Raw genomic sequence first — 21,514 nt, 5'->3', positions numbered from 1 at the left:
GGGCAAACCCTGGCGAAACCTGCCCGGCACGAGTGAGAATCCGGGGAGATGATCGGCCCCCGACCCCCTGCGAGGAGCCTGGCATGACGACGGTCAGTCTGGACCACACCGCCGCGTTGACCAACAGCGCGTTCCGGACCACCGCCGCCCGTCGCGGACACTCCGCGCGCACCCCGAGTGCGGAGCGGCTGGCCCACCTGCGACACCGAGCCACCACCGTCGACGCCCTCGGCGACGGCCTGGTCGCGATGATGCACCGGCTCAAAGGCGAGGGCCGCGAGCTGTTCACCCGGGCCTGCCAGGACGGCATCGACTCGATCGAGAACCCGCCGGAGGAGCTGGTCGCGTTCTTCCGCGCGGTGGAGCGCACCCCCGCCTGGGTGGACCAGCAGCGGCTGCGCCGCGGCGCGGAGGCGGTCAGCCGCGGCGGCAAGCTGGCCGCGTTCACCCTCTGCGATGTCTACCTGGTGGTCGGCTTCCACTCCTTACGGGTGTGCAAGACGCTGACCTCCACCGGCCAGACCGGCAAGGCCACCAGCCGCCGGGTGCTCAACACCGCCAGCTGGTGGCTGGACGTGAGCACCCCGGGCAGCCTGGTCCGCGGCGGCGCCGGCTACGCGGCCGCGCTGCGGGTCCGCCTGGTGCACGCGCACATCCGCGACGTGCTGCTGCGCCGCGGCGACTGGGACCTGGCCGCCTGGGACCAGCCGCTCAACGACGCCCAGGCCAACCAGCTCACCCTGATGTTCTCCCTGGGCGTCATGGAGGCCACCCAGGTCCTCGGCATCCGTTACACCGCACAGGAACGCGCCGACATCCTGCACCTGTGGCGCTACGTCGGCTGGCTGGTCGGCATCGAGGAGGACATGCTCCCCGCCGACGAAGCCGAAGCCTGGCAACACCTCTGGGAACAGGCCGCCACCGAGCTGATCCCGGACGAGGACTCCCGCACCCTGGCCGCCGACCTGCGCGCGGCCTACCAGCGCCCCCGCCCCGACCAGAGCGCCCTGCGCGCCCGCTGGGCCGAACGCGTGCACACCGCGATCAGCCGGATCGTGATCGGCCCGGCCAGCGCCGACTCCCTCGGCATGCCCGACGACCCGGTCGCCCGCGCACTGGTCCGGGTGGCGGGTGCGGTGAACACCCTGGCCGAGCTGACCTACCGGCGCATCCCGGCCTTCCGCACCGCGCAGGCCGTGCACGGCCACGCCGCCCGCAAGGCCTACGTCGAGGTGCTCCGCGCCGCCCACGGCGACGGCAAGCCGTGACCCCGCAGGAGATGCTGGCGGTCGCGGTCGAGGAGGCCCGCGCCGGTCTGGCCGAGGGCGGCATCCCGATCGGGGCCGCCCTCTTCGGCGCGGACGGCACCCTGCTCGGCCGCGGCCACAACCGCCGCGTCCAGGACGGTGACGCCTCCACCCACGGCGAGACCGCCGCCTTCCGCAACGCCGGCCGCCAGTCCAGCTACCGGGGCACCACCATGGTCACCACGCTGTCCCCGTGCTGGTACTGCTCGGGCCTGATCCGCCAGTTCGGCATCAGCAACCTGGTGGTCGGCGAGTCCCGCACCTTCACCGGTCAGCACGAGTGGCTGGCGGAGCACGGGGTGCGGGTGACGCTGCTGGACGATCCGGAGTGCGTGGCGCTGATGACGGAGTTCATCGCGGCGAACCCGGAGCTGTGGCACGAGGACATCGGGGTGGACTAGCAAGGGGTTGCTGCTGTTCACCGGCCGGGCAACAGTCGTGCTTGGCGCCCTCCGCGTGCAGCCGCAGCACGATGTTCCTGACCCGCTGTCTGTCCATTGTGGAGCGAGGAGAAGAGCTCCAGGATCTCCTGCGCGGTCGACTGCTCATTCCGCGCCGCGTGCCCGCCACCTCGACCCGGTCCACCGCGCCCGCGGTCTGTGGCACCTGGGTGGTCTGCTGATCGCGCCCCGGCTGGCCCGCGGCGCCTCGGCGGAGCGCACACCGGGCCGTCTGAAGTTCCTGACACTTCCGGAAGTCGACGCGTAACGTTCGGCTCCGGTTCCGCGACGCACTGCCGGGACTGTCGAATCCCTGGGGGAGTTCGTGGTGGCGAACCAGACAACGACCGACGACCCGGCCCTGCGCATAGTCGATCCGCCCCGCTCGGCCTTCCGGCGGCGCCGGTTCCTGGTGCCCTTCTGGACAGCCGCGCTGATCGCCCTTTCGGGCACAGTCTCGCTGGTGGTCTCCGGCACGATCACGCTGCCGTTCAACCGGACGGTGGTGCTGGAGGGCAAGCTCGCCTCCAAGTCGGAGTTCTTCGCCGACGAGCAGGTCCGGCGGATCCTGATGCGGCACGGCATCCAGGTGCACCTGACCAAGGCCGGTTCGCGCGACATCGCCAACAACGACGTCAGTGCCTACGATTTCGTCTTCCCCTCCGGCCAGCCCGCAGCCAAGATCATCCGCGACCAGCGGCAGCGGGACCGGCAGTACTTCAAGGTGTACAAGCCGTTCTTCAGCCCACTGGTGCTGGCCACCTTCCGCAACTACGCCGAGGGCCTGGCCACCCGCAAGGCCGCCAGCAAACAGGACAGCGCGGACGGCAGGCAGGACTACTACTACAACCTGGTCATGCCGGAGTTCGTCCGGCTGATGGACGCCGGCACCAGCTGGCGGGAGCTCGGACCGGCCAACGGCAACCGGGTGCTCGCGCAGAGCTCGGACGTGTGCTGGTCCAACTCGGCCGGGGTCTACCTCGGCCTGATCGCCTTCGTGGCCAACAACAACCAGGTGCCGGTGACCGAGGCCGAGGCGCTGCGGCTGGCCGACCGGATCAAACCCTGGCTGACCAGCCAGGGCCTGGCCAACGAGGAGGTCGCCCGGCTGTACTTCGCGCCGGAGGGCAGGGGCCTGGCCCCGGTGGCGGTGATCTACGAGCACCAGTTCCTGGCCCACCAGCTCCGGGTCAAGGAGCAGACCGGCCAGCCGGACCACCAGCGGGTGCTGCTCTACCCGGAGGCGCAGCTGCAGACCGTGCCCGAGCTGATCGCGCTCACCGCGGGCGGCGCCCGGCTCGGCGAGCTGATCACCACCCACCCCGAGCTGCGCGCCCGCGCGCTGGCGCTGGGCCTGCGGGTGCTCGAACCCGACGGCACCCTGGCCACCGGTCAGCTCTCGGAGCTGTTGCAACGCAACGGGTTGCCGGTGCCGCAGACCGGGATCGGCGACACCGAGACCTTCCTGCCCTCGGTCCCGCTGCTGGAGAAGATGATCACCAGGGTGGGCGAGTGCCCCGAGGTGCCCCGATGAGACGCCTGGCCGCCGCCGCGTGCGTGCTGGCCCTGGCCGCCGCCTGCACCGGCAGTCCGCCGGAGCCGGTCCGGCTGTCCGTGCTGGCCAGCTCCGAGCTGGCCGACCTGGCCCCGGTGCTGGCGGAGCTGAAGCGGGACACCGGGGTCGACCTGGCCATGGACTACCGGGGCACGGTCGAGGCCAGCAACGCGCTCAACCCCGGCGAGTACCGGCACGACCTGGCCTGGCTGTCCTCCGACCGCTACTTCCAGCTGCGCACCCGCAAGTCCGGTCAGCACGGCCCGGCCCCGGTCAGCACCCGCACCATGCTCTCCCCGCTGGTGGTCGGCGTGAAAGCGAGCAAGGCCAAGCAGTTGCGGGCGAGCGTGCCCGGCGGCCAGCCGACCTGGGCCGACCTCGCGGCCAAGGCCGCCGCCGGTGAGTTCAGCTTCGGCATGGCTGACCCGCACGTCACCGGCAGCGGACTGTCCGCGCTGATCGGGGTGGCCACCGCGGCCGCCGGCACCGGGGTCTCGCTGCGGCCGGAGGACGTGGCCTGTGACAAGCTGCGCGGCTTCTTCACCGGCCAGGCCTTCACCGCCAACAGCACCACCGGCCTGGCCACGGAGTACGTCAAACGGCAGGACCAGGTCGACGCGCTGGTCAACCACGAGTCGGTGCTGCTGTCCCTGCAAGCCGGCGGACAGCTCAGGGAACCGCTGGAGATCCTCTACCCGCGGGACGGCATCGTCCTGTCGGACTACCCGCTGCTGTTGCTGGACAACGCCAAACGCGCCGCCTACGACAAGGTGGCCGAATGGCTGCGGTCCGAACGCGCACAGCGGATGATCATGGAGCGGACCGCGCGGCGGCCGATCGACCCCGCGCTGCCGCGCACCGAGGCGCTGCGCCCGGAGATCGGCAACTCGCTGTACTTCCCGGACCGGCAGGAGGTGGTGGACACCCTGCTCGCCGCCTACGACCGGGCCACCTCCGGCGCGGGCAGGCAGGTGGTGTTCGTGCTGGACTTCTCCGCCTCCATGGCGGGCAACCGGATCGAGGAGCTGCGGGCGGCGTTCCGGGAGCTCAGCGGCGCGGGCGGGTTCGACCGCTTCCACCGCGGCGAGACCATCACCGTGCTCCGCTTCGCCGGGCAGGTGCTGGAGGAGCAGACGGTCACCGTGTCCGGCCCCGACGACCTGGACCCGGTCAACCGTGCGCTGGCCACCGGCGGGCTGGGCAAGGGCACCGCGATCTGGTCCGCGCTGGCCCAGGCATACCGCACGGTCAAGGGCCCGGCCTCGGTCGTGCTGATGACCGACGGCGAGAACAACACCGGCATCGGCCTCGAGCAGTTCCTGCGCGAGCGGGAAACCCTGCCCGCCGAGGCGAAGTCGGCGCCCACGTACGCGATCCGCTTCGGCTCGGCCGACCCGGCGGAACTGACCAGGGCCGCGCGCGCCACCGGCGGCCGCCTGGTCGAGGCCGCCCAGACCTCGCTGCTCGCGGCGGTGAAGGAGATCCGTGGCTGTGGATAACGAGCTCTGGTGGTCGGTCTGGGGTTTCTGGGCCGTGGTCTGGCTGGTCACCGCGCTGGCCGTGCTCACCATGCTGGTCGCCCTGGCGCTGGCGGTGCGCGCGAACCGCCGCCCCGCGGTCTTCCCCGACCTGGCCTTCTACCTGCACGAGAAGTCGGTGATGAACCTCTACCTCTCCGGCGGCTACGGCGACGCGCTGCGCCGGGAGGTGCGGGAGAAGGTGGACACGGCCAAGTCCCGCTGGTTCGGCTTCAAGGTCCTCCGCGGCGGCGCGGGGGCGGGCCACACCGCGGGCCGCGAGGTGGTCGTCCGCTACATCGCGCAGAACCAGCCCATCGCGGTCATCGGCGACGTGCTGCGCGCCCTGGAGTCCGCCGACGGCGTGGTGCACGTCGACCTGCGCCGCCGCACCATCCGCCGCAACCCCGCCCTGACCAAGGCCCTGGCCACCCTCGACCCCGACACCACCGGCGAACACGCCCACCTGCGCCACCTGGACCGCTACGTCTCCATCCGCGGCCAGTTCCGCCTGCTCAACCGCACCGGCGCGCCCGCGACCTTCCAGGCCGCCTACGGCACCCCGGAGTCCCCGGCCACCACCGCCACCATCCGCCTGGACTGCCATCCCGACGACCTGCGCTACGACCAGGTCCCCGACGGCTGGTTCCAGGCCCGCTGCCTCGGCAAGGTCCAGTCCTGGCAACACGACACCCAGGAACTGGTCGTCCTCCCGATCGCGATCTTCCAGTAACCCGCGTGTTGGCCGATCTCGCACGCAGTGTTGGCCGAAGTCGTACGCAGTGTTGGCCGATCTCGTACCGGGTGTTGGCCAGTCGGCCCGGCTCGACGTGCAACTTCGGCCAACACCATGTACGACTTCGGCCAACACTGCGTACGACTTTGGCCAACACGCCGTCCCGGAACGGCCAACACGCGGGTGGGGTCAGACTGCGGCCAGGGCGCGGCGGATGCGGGTGAAGGGCTTGGCGCGGTTGAGAGCGAGGGCGGCCACGGTCCGGCCCTCGCGTTCGTAGACGGCCAGGAAGCTGCGCGAGTCCGGTTCGCCCTCGGCGATGCGGACCTCATCGCCCGGCCGGGTGTGCCCGGCGAACTGGATGCGCACCCCGTACTGGTCGGACCAGAAGTACGGCGCGCTGCGCCCGGTGTGCAGGGTCCGCCCGGCCAGCAGGTTGGCCACCGCGACCGTGGGCTGTTCGGCGGCGTTGGTCCAGTGCTCGACCCGGCGGCCGGCCAGGTTGGCCACGTCGCCGACCGCGATCACGTTGGGCAGCCTGGTCACCCCGCCCGCGTCGCAGCTGACGCCGTTGTCCAGGGGCAGTCCGGAACCGTGCAGCCAGCCGGTGCTGGGCCGGACGCCGATGCCGACCACCACCACGTCGGCGGGCAGGCGGCGGCCGTCGGCCAGTTCCACCCCGGTGACCCGGCCCTGCCCGAGCAGCCCGCCCACCCCGACCCCGCAGAGCAGCCGGACGCCGTGGTCGGCATGCAGGCCGAGGCAGTGCGCGGCCATCTCCTGGCCCAGCACCGGAGCCAGCGGCAGGGGAGCGGCCTCCACGATGGTCACGTGCAGGCCGAGCGCGGCGCAGCTGGCCGCGACCTCCGCGCCGATGAAGCCCGCGCCGACCACCACCACCCTCGGCGAGCCCTGGACCAGGTCGGCGCGCAGCGCGACGGCGTCGTCCAGGGTGCGCAGCACGTGCACCCCGGCCAGGAACTCCGCGCCGGGCAGGCTGCGCGGGGTCGCGCCGGTGGCGATCACCGCGCCGTCGCAGCGCAGCCGCCTGCCATCGGCCAGCTCCAGCGCGCCCAGGCCGGGGGAGAGGTGGCTGACCGTCTGGCCGAGCAGCCATTCGGCGTCCAGCTCGGCCAGCTCGGACTCCTCGGCCAGCGCGAGGTCCGCCGGGCCGATGGTGCCGAGCAGGAAGTTCTTCGACAGCGGCGGCCGGTCGTAGGGCCGGTGCGACTCCGCGCCGATGATGGTGAGCCGCCCCTGGAAACCCTGGTCCCGCAACGCCCGCGCGGCCGACAGGCCGGCCAGCGCGGCGCCGATGACCGCCACGGATCTCATGCGACGCCCTGCTCGGCCGGTCTGTGCAGGTAGATCACCCCGTCCGCGACGCTGACCCGGTGCGTGCGCACCGGCTTCTTCGCGGGCAGGCAGGTCGGGCGGCCGGTGCGCAGGTCGAAGCTGGCCGCGTGCAGCGGGCATTCCACGAAGCAGCCCTCCAGGTAGCCCTCGGCGAGGCTGGCGTCCTGGTGGGAGCAGGTGTCGTCGATGGCGTACAGCTCGCCGTCGACGTTGAACACGGCGACCGGCACATCGGCCAGCAGCCGCACGGCCTCTCCTGGGGGCAGTTCGTCGAGGCGGCAGACGGCGATCATCACGCCCTCCATGGCGGGGTAACGGAGTGGGAGGTGTTGCGTAGTGCGCGACGCGATGTGCTATGCGCAACAGCGTCCGTCCCGCTGCCCGGTCCCGTCAAGAGGTGAAACCGGCGAAATGTGTTGCCAACGCGTTGCGCGTTTGGACGGCGTCCGTTCGGCAGAGTGGTTACCGTGGGGTTCATGCCCAGCGATTGCGACCGCGAACCCCGTGCCGCCGGTTCGGTGCAGTCCGTCGACCGGGCGGTGAGCGTGCTGGAGATCCTGGCCAGGGACGGCGAGGCCGGGGTCACCGAGATCGCCGCCGAGCTGGGCGTGCACAAGTCCACCGCCTTCCGGCTGCTCGGCGTGCTGGAGGACCGGGGGCTGGTCGCGCAGACCGAGGACCGTGGCAAGTACCACCTGGGCCTGGGCATCATCCGGCTGGCCGGAGCCACCGCGGCCCGCCTGGACATCACCCAGCAGAGCCGCCAGGTGTGCGCGGAGCTGGCGCAGGAGGTGGGCGAGACGGTCAACGTGGCCATCTCCGACCTGGAGGCCGCGGCCGCGGTCAACGTCACCCAGGCCCGCGGCACCGCGGCGGTGAGCAGCCAGAACTGGGTCGGCAGGCGCACCCCGCTGCACGCCACCTCCAGCGGCAAGGTGCTGCTGGCGCACATGCGCCCGGACGAGGTGCGCCGGGTGCTGGGCCGCCGCCTCGAGGGCTTCACCGACCACACCATCACCTCCACCCGCAGGCTCCGCGAGGAGCTGGTCGTGGTCGCGCAACGCGGCTTCGCCTCCTGTGTCGAGGAGCTGGAGATCGGGCTCAACGCCCTCGCCGCCCCGATCCGGTCCTACGAGGGCGCGGTGATCGCCGCGATCAGCATCTCCGGCCCGTCCTATCGACTCACCGAAGAGCGCCTGCCGGAAGTCGCCGAACAGGTGGTGGCCGCCGGCGCCGAGGTCTCCAGGCGGATGGGCTGGGCCTGAGCCCGGATCCCTTGTCGTAACAGCGGGTTCACCTGCCTGGGCACCGCTGCGCCATCAGCGGGACCCGGTCTTGACAAGGCTGCCCGCACGGCCGCACCGTGTTTCGCATCGCACAACCCGGTGCGCGATACGCAACTCCGTCCACCACCCCGCCGCCGGGCGGAGAGGAGTCAGCCGTGCAGCCGAACGTGGTCGTCATCGGGGCCGGGATCGTCGGCTGCGCCCTCGCTGACGAGCTGACCGAGCGGGGCTGGACCTCGGTGACCGTGCTGGAGCAGGGACCGCTGTTCGCCGCGGGCGGCTCCAGCTCGCACGCCCCCGGCCTGGTGTTCCAGACCAACCCGTCGAAGACGATGACCGCCTTCGCCGCCTACACCGTCCGCAAGTACGACCAGCTGACCCTGAACGACCGGTGGTGCTTCCGCAAGGTCGGCGGCCTCGAGGTCGCCACCACCCCGGAACGCTGGACCGACCTGCACCGCAAGCACGGCTGGGCCACCTCCTGGGGTGTGGAAGCCAAGCTGCTGGACGCCGCCCAATGCCTGAAGCTGTGGCCGATGCTGAACCCGGAGCTGGTGCTCGGCGGCCTGCACGTGCCCGACGACGGCCTGGCCAGCGCCCTGCGCGCCGGAGAAGCCCAAGCCAACCGGGCGATCGCTCGGGGCGCGCGATTCCTGGCCCACCACCAGGTCCTGGACATCCTCACCACCGGCGACCGGGTCAGCGGCGTGCGCACCGATCAAGGTGACTTCCCGGCCGACCTGGTGGTCTGCGCCGCCGGGTTCTGGGGCCCGAAGATCGGCAGCATGGTTGGCCTCACCGTGCCACTGCTTCCGTTGGCGCACCAGTACGTCCGCACCAGCACGCTGCCCGGGCTGGGCACGATCGACCCCGCGCTGGAAGCCGTCCGGCCGATCCTGCGCCACCAGGACCGGGACCTGTACTTCCGCGAGCACACCGACCACCTCGGCATCGGCTCCTACGCCCACCGTCCCATGCCGGTGAGCCTGGACGCGCTTCCGGACGCCGAAGAGTCCGCGATGCCGTCGATGCTGGCGTTCACCAAGGAGGACTTCGACCCGGCCTGGGCCGACGCGACCGCCCTGCTGCCCGCCCTCGATCAGTCCACAGTGGACGAAGGCTTCAACGGGATCTTCTCCTTCACCCCGGACGGCTTCCCGCTGATCGGCGAACACCGCGAGGTCAAGGGTTTCTGGACCGCCGAGGCGGTCTGGGTCACCCACTCCGCAGGCGTCGCCCGCGCGCTGGCCCAGTGGCTGGTGGCGGGCAAGTCCGAGCTGGACCTGCACGAGTGCGACCTGCACCGCTTCGAGGAGGTCCAGCTCAGCCCGGAGTTCGTCGAAGCCCGCGGCGCGCGGAACTTCGTCGAGGTCTACGACGTGCTGCACCCCTTGCAGCCCATGGAGTATCCGCGCCCGATGCGCACCAGCCCGTTCTACCCCAGGCAGCAGGAGCTGGGCGCGTACTTCCTGGAGGCCTCGGCCTGGGAACGCCCGCACTGGTACGAGGCCAACGCCTGCCTCGCCGAAGGCATCGAGCTGCCCGAGCGCGATGACTGGGCCGCCCGCTACTGGTCGCCGATCGCCGCCGCCGAGGCCAGGCACACCCGCGAACGCGTGGCCCTGTACGACATGACCCCGTTGAAACGACTGGAGGTCAGCGGCCCCGGCGCGCTGGCGCTGTTGCAGCGACTGACCACCAACCAGCTGGACAAGAAACCCGGCGCGGTCACCTACACCCTGCTGCTGGACCACACCGGCGGCGTGCGCAGCGACCTCACCGTGGCCCGTCTCGGCCCCGACCACTTCCAGGTCGGCGCGAACGGCAACCTCGACCTGGACTGGCTGCTCCGCCAGAACACCGACCCGGCCACGCACATCCGGGACATCACCGGCGGCACCTGCTGCATCGGCCTGTGGGGCCCACTGGCCCGCGACCTGCTCCAGCCCCTGGTCCGGGAGAACCTGGCGCACAAGGCTTTCGGCTACTTCCGGGCCAGGCGCATCCACGTCGGCCTGATCCCGGTGACCGCCATGCGACTGTCCTATGTGGGCGAACTCGGCTGGGAGCTCTACACCAGCGCCGAACTCGGCCCCCGCCTGTGGGACGAGCTCTGGCAGGCAGGCCAGCAACATGGCGTGATCGCCGCCGGGCGCAGCGCCTTCAACAGCCTGCGCCTGGAGAAGGGCTACCGCGCCTGGGGCACCGACATGACCGACGAGCACAACCCGTACGAGTCCGGCCTCGGCTTCGCCGTCCGGCTGGACAAGGGCGAGTTCCTCGGCCGCGACGCCCTGGCCAAGCTCGACCCGGACAACCCGGCCCGCCGCCTGTCCTGCCTCACCCTGGACGACCGCACCACCAACGTCCTGGGCAAGGAACCCGTGTTCCACCAAGGCGAACCGGTCGGCTACGTCACCTCGGCCGCCTACGGGTACACAGTGGACAGACCCATCGCCTACGCCTGGCTACCGGCCGGGGCCGCTACCCCCGGCACCCCGGTGCAGATTGAGTACTTCGGCCGCAGGCTCCACGCCACCGTGGCCGCCGAACCGCTGTTCGACCCCGAGATGGCCCGCATCCGCCGCTGAAGGAGACCAGCCCGATGTACGACGTGATCGTGATCGGCCTCGGCGGCATGGGCAGCGCCGCCGTCAGCCACCTGGCCGCCCGCGGCAGCCGGGTGCTCGGCCTGGACCGCTTCGGACCCGCCCACCACAACGGATCCAGCCACGGCGGCTCCCGGATCATCCGCCAGTCCTACTTCGAGGACCCGGCCTACGTGCCGCTGCTGCTGCGTTCCTACGAGCTCTTCGACCGGCTCGCCGCCGACTCGGGCCGCGAGGTGCTCACCGTCACCGGCGGTGTGATGATCGGCCGACCGGACAGCCTCACCGTCAAGGGCAGCCAGCTCTCCGCGGAAACCTGGGACCTGCCGCACGAGATGCTGGACGCGCTGGAGATCCGCCGCCGCTTCCCGACCATGACTCCGGTCGAGGACGAGATCGCGCTGTATGAAACGAAAGCCGGTTTCGTCCGCCCGGAAGCCACCGTCACCGCCCACCTCGAACTGGCCGGCAAGGCCGGAGCACACCTGCGCTACCACGAACCCGTGCTGGACTGGACCAGCGACGGCAACGGCGTCCGCGTGCGCACCGGAGCGGGGGAGTACCGCGCGGAGAAACTGGTGATCTGCCCGGGAGCCTGGGCCCCCGAGCTGCTCGCCGACCTCGGCATCCCGTTCGTGATCGAACGCCAGGTGCAGTACTGGTTCGCCCCCACCGGCGGCACCGGCCCCTTCCGGCCCGAGGTGCACCCCATCTACATCTGGGAAGCCGCCGACGGCGTCCAGGCCTACGGCTTCCCCGCCAGCGACGGCCCAGAGGACGGGGCCAAGGTCGCCTTCTTCCGCGGCGGCCAGACCTGCACCCCCGACACCATCGACCGCACCGTGCACCCGCACGAGGTCGAAGCCATGCGCGCGCAGATGTTGCCGCGCATCCCCAGCCTGCCCGCTCAGTTCCTGCGCGCGGCCACCTGCATGTACACCAACACCGCCGACGAGCACTTCGTGATCGCCACCCACCCCGCGCACGAGCGGGTCACCGTGGCCTGCGGGTTCTCCGGGCACGGCTTCAAGTTCGTGCCCGTGGTGGGCGAGATCCTCGCCGACCTCGCGCTCACCGGCGCGACCGCGCACCCCATCGACCTGTTCCGCCCCGAACGGCTCTCCGAGGTGACCCCGTGACCGCAACCGGTCTGCCCCCGAGCCTGCTGGCCACCCTGCCCGGCAGCGCCTACACCGACCCCGAGGTCTTCACCGCCGAGCAGCAGCACCTGTTCGAGGCCATGTGGTTCTGCGCCGCGCGGCTGTCCGATCTGGACGGTCCGGGAGCCTACCGCACCGTCCAGATCGGACGGGAGAGCGTCATCCTCACCCGCAACCGCGCCGGGCAGCTGCGGGCCTTCCTCAACATCTGCCGCCACCGCGGCGCGCGGATCTGTACCCAGGACAGCGGTGCGGTCAAACGCAACTTCCAATGCTCCTATCACGCCTGGACCTACGACCTGGACGGCAAGCTCATCGCCGCGCCCAACCTGACCAAGATGCCCGACCTCGACCGGGTCGAGTACGGCCTGGTCACCGTGCAGGTCAAGGAATGGCTGGGCTACCTGTGGGTCTGCCTCGCCGCGGAACCACCGTCCTTCGCCGAGACCGTGCAGCAGGCGGTCACCGAACGCCTCGGTTCCCTGGCAGCCATCGACTCCTACACCATCGAGGCGTTGACGGTGGGCCGCCGCATCGTCTACGACGTGCGCGCCAACTGGAAGCTGATCGTGGAGAACTTCATGGAGTGCTACCACTGCGCCACGATCCACCCCGAGCTCACCGAGGTGCTGCCCGAGTTCGCCGACGGCTACGCCGCCCAGTACTACGTCGGCCACGGGGCCGCATTCGGACAGGACATCCAGGGCTTCACCGTCGACGGCAGCCCCGGTTTCGAACCCCTGCCCGGCCTGCGCGAGGACCAGGACCGGCGCTACTACGCGATCACCGTCAAACCGCAGGTCTTCATCAACCTGGTGCCCGACCACATCATCTTCCACCGCATGTTCCCGCTGGCGCCCGACCGCACCGTGGTGGAGTGCGACTGGCTCTACACCAACGAGGTGGTGGCCACCGGCAAGGACGTCTCCCGCTCGGTCGAGCTGTTCCACCGGGTGAACCAGCAGGATTTCGACGCCTGCGAGCGGACACAACCTGCCATGTCCTCCCGCGCCTACCGCGATGGTGGTGTACTCGTACCCAGCGAACATCACATCGAGGCGTTCCACCAGTGGGTTCAGGCGTCAACCGGGAAGTTCGTTCCCACTTCGGGGTGCGCGAAACCCGAAGATTGAATTAGATAGCGGCCAGACATACCTAGGAGGTTGTATGGCCGAGCTGTTCATCGGCGGCAGATGGCTGGCAGCACAGGAGGGCGGCCAGCGGGAGATCCGCTGCCCCGCGGACGGCTCGGTCGTGGCCACCGTGGCCGAGGCGACCCGCGCCGACACCGAGGCGGCGATCGCGGCCGCGCGCACCGCCTTCGACACCGGACCCTGGCCGCGCACCCCCGCCCCCGAGCGAGGGCGGCTGCTGCTCCGGGTGGCCGAGCTGTTGCAGCGGGACAAGGTCGCGCTGGCCCGCGCCGAGGCCATGGACACCGGAAAGCGCTTGGTCGAAGCCGAGTACGACATCGACGACGTGACCGCCTGCTTCCGCTACTACGCCTCGACCGCGGCCACCGACGCCGGCCGGGTGGTCGACACCGGCAACCCGGACGCCACCAGCAAGGTGGTCTACGAGCCGGTCGGCGTGTGCGGGCTGATCACCCCGTGGAACTACCCCCTGTTGCAGACCGCGTGGAAGGTCGCCCCCGCGTTGGCCGCCGGCAACACCTTCGTGCTCAAGCCCAGCGAGCTGACCCCCAGCAGCGCGATCATCCTGATGCGCCTGCTGGTGGAGGCCGGACTGCCGCACGGCGCGGGCAACCTGGTCCTGGGCGCGGGCCCCGAGGCCGGCGCGCCACTGTCCGAGCACCCCGACGTCGACCTGGTCTCCTTCACCGGCGGCCTGTCCACCGGGCAGCGGATCATGGCCACCGCCGCGGGCACGGTGAAGAAGATCGCCCTGGAGCTCGGCGGCAAGAACCCCAACATCGTCTTCGCCGACGCCGACTTCGACACCGCGCTGGACTACGCGCTCACCGCGGTCTTCCTGCACTCCGGCCAGGTCTGCTCCGCGGGAGCGCGCCTGATCATCCAGCAGGAGTGGCACGACCGCTTCGTCGACGCGCTGGTGGAGCGCGCGCAGAAGATCCGCCTCGGCGGACCCTTCGACGAGCTCGCCGAGACCGGTCCGCTGATCTCGGCCGCGCACCGGGAGAAGGTCGAGGCCTACGTGGCCGCCGGGATCGCCGAGGGCGCGGTGCTGCGCTGCGGCGGCAAGCGGCCCGAAGACCCCGCGCTGGCCGACGGATTCTACTACCCACCGACCATTTTGGACGGTTGCCGGTCCGGGATGTCCGTGCTGCGCGAGGAGTCCTTCGGCCCGGTGCTCACGGTGGAGACCTTCACCGACGAGGAGGACGCGATCCGGCTCGGCAACGACACCGACTACGGCCTGGCCGGCGCGGTGTGGACCGGCGACGCGGGCCGGGCCGAGCGGGTGGCCGGGCGGCTGCGGCACGGCACCATCTGGATCAACGACTACCACCCGTACCTGCCCCAGGCGGAATGGGGTGGTTTCAAGCGGTCCGGCATCGGCCGTGAGCTAGGCCCCAGCGGGCTCAACGAGTACCGCGAGGCCAAGCACATCTGGCACAACCTTCGGCCGGCGCCGCAGAAGTGGTTCTCCGGCGAGTGACCCTGCCCCCGCACCCCACCACGCTCGGAGGTTGCCATGACGACCGTCCGCTCGGACGACGCTGAGCTCCAGGAGTTCGGCTACCGCCAGGAACTGAAGAGGACCCTCGGAAACTTCCACACCTTCGCCGCCGGGATCAGCTACATCTCCATCCTCACCGGCACCTTCCAGCTGTTCTACCTCGGCTTCGCCCAGGGCGGCCCGGCCTACTGGTGGTCCTGGCCGATGGTCTTCGCCGGCCAGCTCATGGTCGCGCTCTGCTTCGCCGAGCTGGCCGCCCGCTACCCGATCGCGGGCTCGATCTACAACTGGGCCAAGCGGCTCAGCAACCCGCACGTGTCCTGGCTGGCCGGCTGGCTGATGCTGGCCGCCTCCGCCACCACGGTGGCCGCGACCGCGCTGGCCCTGCAGATCACACTGCCGCAGATCTGGGACGGCTTCCAGCTGGTGCCGGACAACCCGACCAACGCGGTGGTCCTGGCCAGCATCCTGATCGTGTTCACCACCATCATCAACGCCTGCGGGGTCAAGCTGATGGCCCGGATCAACAGTGCGGGCGTGCTGATCGAGCTGATCGCCGCGGTGATCATGGTGGTGGTGCTGGCCGCCTTCGCTGTCCGCGGACCGTCGGTGGTGCTGGAGACCCACGGCACCGGCGAGGGCAACCCGCTCGGCTACATGGGCGCGTTCCTGGCCGCCTCACTGGCCTCGCTGTACGTGATGTACGGCTTCGACACCGCGGCCTCCCTAGGCGAGGAGTCCAAGGACCCCTGCCGCAACGCGCCCAAGTCCATCCTGCGCGCGGTGACCGCCTCCTTCGTCATCGGCGGCCTGCTGCTGCTGTTCGCGCTGATGGCGGTGCGCGACATCAACGCCCCGGAACTGGGCACGATCGGCCTGCAGTACATCGTGCTGGACGTGCTCGGCCCGGTGGTCGGCAAGATCTTCCTGGTCACCGTGGCCATCGCGATCGTGGTGTGCGTGCTCGCGGTGCACACCGCGGCGATCCGGATGATGTTCGCCATGGCCAGGGACAACAACCTGCCCGGCGGCGCGAAGCTGGCCAAGGTCAGCGCCCGGTTCCAGACCCCGGTGCTGCCCGCGCTGCTCATCGGCGCCTTCGGCATCGCCTTCCTGATGGTCAACATCGGTCAGCCGCAGATCTTCTCGGTGGTCACCAGCATCGCGATCATCCTGATCTACCTGGCCTACCTGCTCGTCACCGTGCCGCTGCTGATCGCCAGGTTCCGCGGTCGCTGGCCACTGGCCACAGTGGAGGGTGCGGAACCCCGCTTCGGGCTTGGGAAGTGGGGGCTGCCGGTCAACATCGTGGCCGTGCTGTGGGGTGCGGCCATGGTGGTCAACCTGCTGTGGCCACGGCAGGCGATCTACAACCCGAGCCCGCCGTTCCACTGGTACCTGCAGTGGGGCGCGGTCCTGTTCGTGGGCGCCGTCACGATCATCGGCTTCGCGTACTACTGGTTCGTCCAGCGCCACCGCAGCGGTGTGCTGGCCGACCACGCGCACACGCCGGCCGTGGCGGCCCCGATGCCGGAGGTGCGTTGATGGAGGAGTTCGACTACGTGGTCGCCGGCGGCGGCACAGCGGGCGCGGTGGTCGCCGCGCGGCTGTCCGAGGACCCGGACGTGCGGGTCTGCCTGCTGGAGGCCGGACCGTCCGATGTGGACGATCAGGCGATCCTGCGGCTGGACCGGTGGATGGCGCTGCTGGAGTCCGGCTACGACTGGGACTACCCGGTCGAACCCCAGGCCACCGGCAACTCCTTCCTCCGGCACGCCCGCGCCCGCGTGCTCGGCGGCTGCTCCTCGCACAACTCCTGCATCGCCTTCTGGGCGCCCGCGGAGGACCTGGACGAGTGGGCCTCGATGGGCTGCACCGGCTGGAGCGCGGCGGAGGTCTTCCCGCTGTACCAACGGCTGGAGACCAACGACGCGCCCGGCGAGCACCACGGCCGCTCCGGCCCGGTCAACATCATGACCGTGCCCGGCGAGGACCCCTGCGGCGCGGCGCTGCTCGAAGCCTGTGCCCAGCAAGGCATTCCGACCACCCCGTTCAACAGCGGCACCACGGTGGTCAACGGCGCCAACTGGTTCCAGATCAACGCCACCAAGGAAGGCGTGCGCTCCTCCTCCTCGGTGTCCTACCTGCACCCGATCATCGGCCAGCGGCCCAACCTGGAGATCCGCACCGGGGTCCGGGTCAAGCGGCTGCTCATCGACGAGCACAAGCGGTGCACCGGGGTGGAGTACCTGGCCGCGGACCTGCACCACAGCCTGGAAGTGCGGGCCAGGCGCGAGGTCGTGGTCAGCTGCGGCTCGATCGACACCCCGAAGCTGCTCATGCTCTCCGGCATCGGCCCGGCCGAACACCTGCGCCAGCACGGGATCGACGTCGTGGTCGACTCGCCGGGGGTGGGGGAGAACCTGCAGGACCACCCCGAGGGCGTGATCCAGTGGCAGGCCAAGCAGCCGATGGCGCGCAAGTCCACCCAGTGGTGGGAGATCGGCATCTTCACCACCACCCAGGAGGGCCTGGACCGCCCGGACCTGATGTTCCACTACGGTTCGGTGCCCTTCGACCTGAACACGTTGCGGCACGGCTACCCGACCACGGAGAACGGCTTCTGCCTGACCCCGAACGTCACCCGCAGCCGCTCGCTGGGCACGGTCCGGTTGCGCAGCAGGGACTACCGGGACAAGCCCATGGTCGACCCGCGCTACTTCAGCCACCCGCACGACGAGCGCGTGATGACCCACGGCCTGCGGCTGGCCCGCAGGATCGTCGCCCAGCCCGCGATGGCGGAGTGGGCCGGTCCCGAACTGTTCCCCGGACCGGCGGCCACCACCGACGAGGAGCTGCTCGACTACATCCGCCGCACCCACAACACCGTCTACCACCCCTCCAGCACCGTCCGGATGGGCGCGCCCGGCGACGCCCAGGCCCCGCTCGACCCACAGCTGCGGGTCAAGGGGATCGACGGCCTGCGGGTGGCCGACGGCTCGGTGATGCCGTTCCTGGTCACCGTGAACCCGTGCATCACCACCATGATGATCGGCGAGAAGTGCGCCGACCTGATCAAGGCGAGCTGAGGCGGATAACCGGCGGCGCCCGCCAGCGCCGCCGGTTACCCTGCCCGCCATGATCACCGAACGCCCCGAGCCGCCCTACCAGGGCAGCGAACGCGAGACCCTGCGCGTCTACCTGGACTTCCACCGCGCCACCCTGGCCATGAAGTGCGAAGGCCTGTCCACCGAAGACCTGCGCCGCCAGTCCTCACCGCCCTCCACACTGTCCCTGCTCGGCCTGGTCCGGCACATGGCCGAGGTCGAGCGCACCTGGTTCCGCCGGGTGATCAACGCCGAGGACATCCCCCTGGTCTGGTCGGACACCTTCGACTTCCAGGCCGCCTACGACGCCACGAACTGCACCCGCGAGGAGGCCTTCGCCGCCTGGGAGGCCGAGGTCGAGCACGCCCGGCGGATCGAGCTGGCCGCGGAATCGCTGGAGGTGACCGGCTACCAGCCGCGCTGGGGCGAGCACGTGTCCCTGCGGCTGGTGATGCTGCACCTGATCCACGAGTACGCCCGGCACAACGGCCACGCCGACCTCCTGCGCGAGGGCATCGACGGCGTCACCGGCGCCTGAACCGGGCGGCGCAAGCGATTTAGGACATAGCTGAAAGGCTTCTCCCGCCGCGGTGGCGCTGACCAGACTCCTCCCGTTGAGGATTTTCCCCATCGGAGGTTCAGTTGACTTCTCGTCTTGCCCGCACCGGTCTGGCGCTCGCGGCCGCGGCCACCTTGACCGCCGGCCTGGCCACCCCCGCCTCGGCGGCCCCCGCGCCCAAGCCCTTCCCGGACTGCTCCGTCGGCTGGGCCTGCGTTTTCGACCTCAGCAGGCCCGTCGCGGAGTTCGCCGCGGTCCCCTCCGGCCAGTGCGCCACCTTCGGCAGGCAGTTCAACCAGATCGACAACAACACCGAGCACTACCAGCGGGTCTGGACCAACGCCAACTGCACCGGCACCAACGTGCTCATCAGGTACTACGAGAAGCGTGGCTTCGACATGATCCTGCGGTCGGTCGGCGGCTACTGACCCAGCCCAGGCGCTGCGCGTGACCGGCACCCGGAGCTTGTCACGCGCAGCACTCGTCACGACACTCCACCGGTGCGAAAGATGACGGTCCGATCTCGTCGCGCTTTCCCTATGACCCGACCCCGGGCTCCCCAGCCGATTACCCGGTAACACTGGAACCGTGCCCACACCCACGCCGCCCGCTCCGCGCCCCGGCCGCCGCCCCGGCCCGTGCGTGCTCGTGGCGGTGCTGTGCGCACTCCTGCTCACCGGCTGCGCCGGCCTCACCGAACTGGTCGACCTCGGTGGCAGACTGGAACAAACCGGTCTGGCGCAGGTCTCCACCCAGCACTCCAGCAACAACGGCTCGGTCCGGCTGCGCGTCCAGGCGCAGCTGAAGGACCCCAGGGCCGATGCCGAAGCGGCCGGGCAGAGCGCGGCCAAGGTGGTGTGGGACACCTACCCGCGGCGCGTGGACGAGCTCGAGATCACCCTCAACGGACGGGTGGTCCTGCGCGCCAGCCACGCCGAGCTGACCGACCGGCTCGGCGAGCGCAACCCCCAGCTGGAGGAGGCCACCGGTGATGGCAGCCTCGGGTTCTGGCTGCCGGTCGTGCTCATCCTGCTCGCGGTGCTGCTCGCCGGCGGCCTGACCGGCCTGCTGCTGTGGCTGCGCCACCGGCGCCGGCGCCGGGCCGCCGAAGCGGCGCAGCGACCACCTCCGCATCCATCCGCGGTGGCCTGGCCGCCGTACCAGGGACCGCCACCCCCGTCCGGAAGGGGACGCACCCACTGATGTACGTCTACCTGTTGTGGCACACCAGTCATCTCGGTGGCCGGGACGAGAAGCTGCTGGGCGTCTACGCGACCCGCACCGAGGCCGAGGCGCGCGTGCAGCGCTCCCGCGCGCTACCCGGCTTCCGCGAGGAGCCCAACGGCTTCCACATCGCCGAGTACCGGGTCAACGCCGACCAGTGGGCGGAGGGCTTCCTCACCGTCTGAGGCGGCGGGGGGACACTCCGCTGGTGCGTGTTGACCTTGGGCCGTCACTTGCGGTCGTGCTGTTGCTGCTGACCGTGTTCGCCGCCGCCGTGGTCCGTCTCGGTGGGCTCGGCCCGGCCCGCCCGGTGCTCACCGCCGCTGCCCGCGCGGCGCTCCAGCTGACGCTGATCTCGTTGGTGCTGCTGGGTGTGCTGCGCTCGGCCGGATGGACCGCGGTGTTCATCACGCTGATGTGCGCGGTCGCCGTGCTCACCGCCGCCCGCCGGGTCAGCGCACCCCGGGACAGCGGCTGGCTCGCCCTGGCCATCGCCGGCGGCGCGCTCCCGGTGCTGCTGCTGTTGACCGCCAGCGGGGTGGTGCCCGCCGCGCCGATCGCGGTGCTGCCGGTGGCCGGCATCCTCATCGGCGGCGCGATGACCGCCACCAGCCTGGCCGGCCGCCGCGCGCTGGACGAATGGCACACCCGGCACGGCGAGTACGAAGGCGCACTGGCCCTGGGCCTGTCCCACCGGGACGCGGTGCTGGCGCTCTGCCGCCCCACCGCGGGTCAGGCCCTGGTGCCCGCCCTGGACCAGACCCGCACCGTCGGACTGGTCACCCTGCCCGGCGCCTTCGTCGGCATGCTGCTCGGCGGCGCCACCCCGCTGGCAGCCGGTGCCACCCAACTGGTCGTGCTCATCGGACTACTCGCCGTGGAAGCGGTCGCGGTGCTGGTCACCGTGGAGCTGATCGCCCAGGGCCGCATCGGCGGTCCTCGCAGGAGAGGTTAGGCTTTCCTAAGAACGTCACTGGGAGGAAAGCGCATGTCCATGAGAACTCGGCTGCCCGGCGTGGCCATCGCCCTGGCCACCACCCTGGTGCTCACCGCCTGCGGATCGGGCGGCACGGCACCCGCCGCCGGGCCGGGCGGGGGAGACGGCGTCTTCCCGGTGAAGATCGAACACAAGTACGGCAGCACCGAGATCACCAAGCGCCCGCAGCGGGTGGTCACCCTGGGCCTGTCCGACCACGAGACCGCGCTGGCCCTGGACGTCAAGCCGGTCGGCGTCGTGGACTGGTTCAAGGAACGCCCCTTCGGCAAGTTCCCGTGGCAGGCGGAGAAGTGGGCAGGCACCGAGCCCACCATCGTCGGCGAGCGCGACGACATCAACATGGAGAAGGTCGCCTCGCTGCGCCCGGACCTGGTGATCGCCCAGTACTCCGGCATCACCAAGGAGCAGTACGAGACGCTGACCAAGCTCAACATCCCGGTGGTCGCCCAGTCCGGCAAGCACCCGGACTACGCCACCCCGTGGGAGGAGATGGCGCGCACCATCGGCAAGGCGCTGGGCAAGGACAAGGAGCTCGAGGCCAAGATCGCCGACCTGAAGGCCCAGTTCGCCAAGGCCCGCGCCGAGCACCCCGAGTGGGCCAAGCAGACCGCGCTGGTCGCCGACAACTTCCAGCCCGGCATCTTCGCCGCCTTCGCCGCGCACGACCCGAAGCTGGCCTTCCTGCTCGACCTCGGCTTCCAGACCCCGGACCGCCTGCGCCAGGCGCCCAAGGAGCAGAACATCATCGAGGTCGGCTCCGAAGGCCTGCCGGAGTTGTTCGAGGTGGACCGCCTGGTCTGGCTGACCAGCGACGCGACCAGCGAGCCGAAGGTCAAGGCCGACCCGGTGTACCAGCGCCTCAAGGTGGCCAAGGAAAAGCGGGACCTGTTCGTCTCCTACTACGAGCCGCCCATCGGCGCGGCCATCTCGTTCAACACCGTGCTGAGCATGCCCTTCGCGCTGAAGAACCTGGTGCCGATCCTCGCCAAGCAGTGACCGG

The 21,514-nt window shown here is 70.7% G+C and carries 20 protein-coding genes; 18 read left to right on the top strand and 2 right to left on the bottom strand.

The annotated features are described in order from the left end of the window. The first annotated feature begins 83 nt into the window (after positions 1-83). The 5 genes from N8J89_RS23430 (at position 84) to N8J89_RS23410 (ending at position 5,552) form a co-directional block, all read left to right on the top strand. Entirely contained in the window at positions 84-1,268 is a 1,185-nt protein-coding gene (locus tag N8J89_RS23430; protein ID WP_283659144.1) for an oxygenase MpaB family protein, read from the top strand. An 11-nt stretch (positions 1,269-1,279) separates the two neighbouring features. Next, on the top strand, positions 1,280-1,708 hold the full coding sequence (locus N8J89_RS23425) for a nucleoside deaminase (RefSeq protein ID WP_283666232.1): 429 nt from the start codon (positions 1,280-1,282) through the stop codon (positions 1,706-1,708). Positions 1,709-2,075: 367 nt separating this feature from the next. After that, positions 2,076-3,281 (top strand): hypothetical protein, encoded by a 1,206-nt coding sequence (locus tag N8J89_RS23420; RefSeq protein ID WP_283659143.1) that lies wholly within the window; start codon positions 2,076-2,078, stop codon positions 3,279-3,281. Beyond that, complete coding sequence (locus tag N8J89_RS23415) at positions 3,278-4,801, top strand: VWA domain-containing protein (protein ID WP_283659142.1); 1,524 nt, start codon at positions 3,278-3,280, stop codon at positions 4,799-4,801. Before N8J89_RS23420 ends, N8J89_RS23415 begins: the two co-directional genes overlap by 4 nt. Beyond that, positions 4,788-5,552 (top strand): hypothetical protein, encoded by a 765-nt coding sequence (locus N8J89_RS23410; RefSeq protein ID WP_283659141.1) that lies wholly within the window; start codon positions 4,788-4,790, stop codon positions 5,550-5,552. The genes N8J89_RS23415 and N8J89_RS23410 overlap by 14 nt, the downstream gene beginning before the upstream one ends. A gap of 192 nt (positions 5,553-5,744) precedes the next feature. Here the strand turns inward: N8J89_RS23410 and N8J89_RS23405 are convergent, their stop codons facing one another. Further along, on the bottom strand, positions 5,745-6,890 hold the full coding sequence (locus N8J89_RS23405) for an NAD(P)/FAD-dependent oxidoreductase (RefSeq protein WP_283659140.1): 1,146 nt from the start codon (positions 6,888-6,890) through the stop codon (positions 5,745-5,747). Beyond that, positions 6,887-7,204 carry a bifunctional 3-phenylpropionate/cinnamic acid dioxygenase ferredoxin subunit gene (locus N8J89_RS23400; protein WP_283659139.1) on the bottom strand — a complete coding sequence of 106 codons (318 nt, stop codon included), beginning with the start codon at positions 7,202-7,204 and terminating at the stop codon, positions 6,887-6,889. The genes N8J89_RS23405 and N8J89_RS23400 overlap by 4 nt, the downstream gene beginning before the upstream one ends. 183 nt (positions 7,205-7,387) lie before the next feature. Between N8J89_RS23400 and N8J89_RS23395 the strand changes: the two genes are divergently transcribed. From N8J89_RS23395 to N8J89_RS23335, 13 genes are all read left to right on the top strand, one after another. After that, positions 7,388-8,176 (top strand): IclR family transcriptional regulator, encoded by a 789-nt coding sequence (locus tag N8J89_RS23395; protein WP_283659138.1) that lies wholly within the window; start codon positions 7,388-7,390, stop codon positions 8,174-8,176. Between the two features lie 176 nt (positions 8,177-8,352). Continuing rightward, positions 8,353-10,788 carry a GcvT family protein gene (locus N8J89_RS23390; RefSeq protein WP_283659137.1) on the top strand — a complete coding sequence of 812 codons (2,436 nt, stop codon included), beginning with the start codon at positions 8,353-8,355 and terminating at the stop codon, positions 10,786-10,788. Positions 10,789-10,802: 14 nt separating this feature from the next. Beyond that, positions 10,803-11,945, top strand: a complete 1,143-nt coding sequence (solA, locus tag N8J89_RS23385) for an N-methyl-L-tryptophan oxidase (protein ID WP_283659136.1) — start codon at positions 10,803-10,805, stop codon at positions 11,943-11,945. Further along, the gene (locus tag N8J89_RS23380; protein ID WP_283659135.1) at positions 11,942-13,099 is read left to right on the top strand and encodes an aromatic ring-hydroxylating oxygenase subunit alpha; all 1,158 of its coding nucleotides are present in this window, start codon (positions 11,942-11,944) and stop codon (positions 13,097-13,099) included. Before solA ends, N8J89_RS23380 begins: the two co-directional genes overlap by 4 nt. Positions 13,100-13,133: 34 nt before the next feature. After that, positions 13,134-14,606: an aldehyde dehydrogenase family protein gene (locus N8J89_RS23375; RefSeq protein ID WP_283659134.1), complete on the top strand. Its 1,473-nt coding sequence runs from the start codon at positions 13,134-13,136 to the stop codon at positions 14,604-14,606. Between the two features lie 36 nt (positions 14,607-14,642). After that, positions 14,643-16,172, top strand: a complete 1,530-nt coding sequence (locus tag N8J89_RS23370) for an APC family permease (RefSeq protein WP_283659133.1) — start codon at positions 14,643-14,645, stop codon at positions 16,170-16,172. Next, a complete protein-coding gene (locus N8J89_RS23365; RefSeq protein WP_283659132.1) occupies positions 16,169-17,716 on the top strand; it encodes a GMC family oxidoreductase in 1,548 nt (515 codons plus the stop codon). Before N8J89_RS23370 ends, N8J89_RS23365 begins: the two co-directional genes overlap by 4 nt. A 49-nt stretch (positions 17,717-17,765) precedes the next feature. After that, a complete protein-coding gene (locus tag N8J89_RS23360; RefSeq protein ID WP_283659131.1) occupies positions 17,766-18,272 on the top strand; it encodes a DinB family protein in 507 nt (168 codons plus the stop codon). Between the two features lie 104 nt (positions 18,273-18,376). Next, positions 18,377-18,721 carry a hypothetical protein gene (locus tag N8J89_RS23355; protein WP_283659130.1) on the top strand — a complete coding sequence of 115 codons (345 nt, stop codon included), beginning with the start codon at positions 18,377-18,379 and terminating at the stop codon, positions 18,719-18,721. Positions 18,722-18,881: 160 nt separating this feature from the next. After that, a complete protein-coding gene (locus tag N8J89_RS23350) occupies positions 18,882-19,496 on the top strand; it encodes a hypothetical protein (protein WP_283659129.1) in 615 nt (204 codons plus the stop codon). Then, on the top strand, positions 19,496-19,702 hold the full coding sequence (locus tag N8J89_RS23345) for a DUF7336 domain-containing protein (RefSeq protein WP_283659128.1): 207 nt from the start codon (positions 19,496-19,498) through the stop codon (positions 19,700-19,702). The genes N8J89_RS23350 and N8J89_RS23345 overlap by 1 nt, the downstream gene beginning before the upstream one ends. Positions 19,703-19,725: 23 nt before the next feature. Beyond that, positions 19,726-20,472 carry an ABC transporter permease gene (locus tag N8J89_RS23340; protein ID WP_283659127.1) on the top strand — a complete coding sequence of 249 codons (747 nt, stop codon included), beginning with the start codon at positions 19,726-19,728 and terminating at the stop codon, positions 20,470-20,472. Between the two features lie 33 nt (positions 20,473-20,505). Next, a complete protein-coding gene (locus tag N8J89_RS23335; protein WP_283659126.1) occupies positions 20,506-21,510 on the top strand; it encodes an iron-siderophore ABC transporter substrate-binding protein in 1,005 nt (334 codons plus the stop codon). The last annotated feature ends 4 nt before the right edge of the window (positions 21,511-21,514 follow it).

The sequence above is a fragment of the Crossiella sp. CA-258035 genome (assembly GCF_030064675.1).
Lineage (GTDB): Bacteria > Actinomycetota > Actinomycetes > Mycobacteriales > Pseudonocardiaceae > Crossiella.
This window is presented reverse-complemented; position numbering and strand designations above follow the sequence as displayed.

Excerpts from the sequence above, each read along its gene's own strand:
- N8J89_RS23430 (WP_283659144.1), top strand. The coding sequence starts at position 84 with ATGACGACGGTCAGTCTGGACCACACCGCCGCGTTGACCAACAGCGCG.
- N8J89_RS23425 (WP_283666232.1), top strand. The coding sequence starts at position 1,280 with ATGCTGGCGGTCGCGGTCGAGGAGGCCCGCGCCGGTCTGGCCGAGGGC.
- N8J89_RS23415 (WP_283659142.1), top strand. The coding sequence starts at position 3,278 with ATGAGACGCCTGGCCGCCGCCGCGTGCGTGCTGGCCCTGGCCGCCGCC.
- N8J89_RS23405 (WP_283659140.1), bottom strand. The coding sequence starts at position 6,890 with ATGAGATCCGTGGCGGTCATCGGCGCCGCGCTGGCCGGCCTGTCGGCC.
- N8J89_RS23400 (WP_283659139.1), bottom strand. The coding sequence starts at position 7,204 with ATGATCGCCGTCTGCCGCCTCGACGAACTGCCCCCAGGAGAGGCCGTG.
- N8J89_RS23395 (WP_283659138.1), top strand. The coding sequence starts at position 7,388 with ATGCCCAGCGATTGCGACCGCGAACCCCGTGCCGCCGGTTCGGTGCAG.
- solA (WP_283659136.1), top strand. The coding sequence starts at position 10,803 with ATGTACGACGTGATCGTGATCGGCCTCGGCGGCATGGGCAGCGCCGCC.
- N8J89_RS23375 (WP_283659134.1), top strand. The coding sequence starts at position 13,134 with ATGGCCGAGCTGTTCATCGGCGGCAGATGGCTGGCAGCACAGGAGGGC.
- N8J89_RS23370 (WP_283659133.1), top strand. The coding sequence starts at position 14,643 with ATGACGACCGTCCGCTCGGACGACGCTGAGCTCCAGGAGTTCGGCTAC.
- N8J89_RS23360 (WP_283659131.1), top strand. The coding sequence starts at position 17,766 with ATGATCACCGAACGCCCCGAGCCGCCCTACCAGGGCAGCGAACGCGAG.
- N8J89_RS23345 (WP_283659128.1), top strand. The coding sequence starts at position 19,496 with ATGTACGTCTACCTGTTGTGGCACACCAGTCATCTCGGTGGCCGGGAC.
- N8J89_RS23335 (WP_283659126.1), top strand. The coding sequence starts at position 20,506 with ATGTCCATGAGAACTCGGCTGCCCGGCGTGGCCATCGCCCTGGCCACC.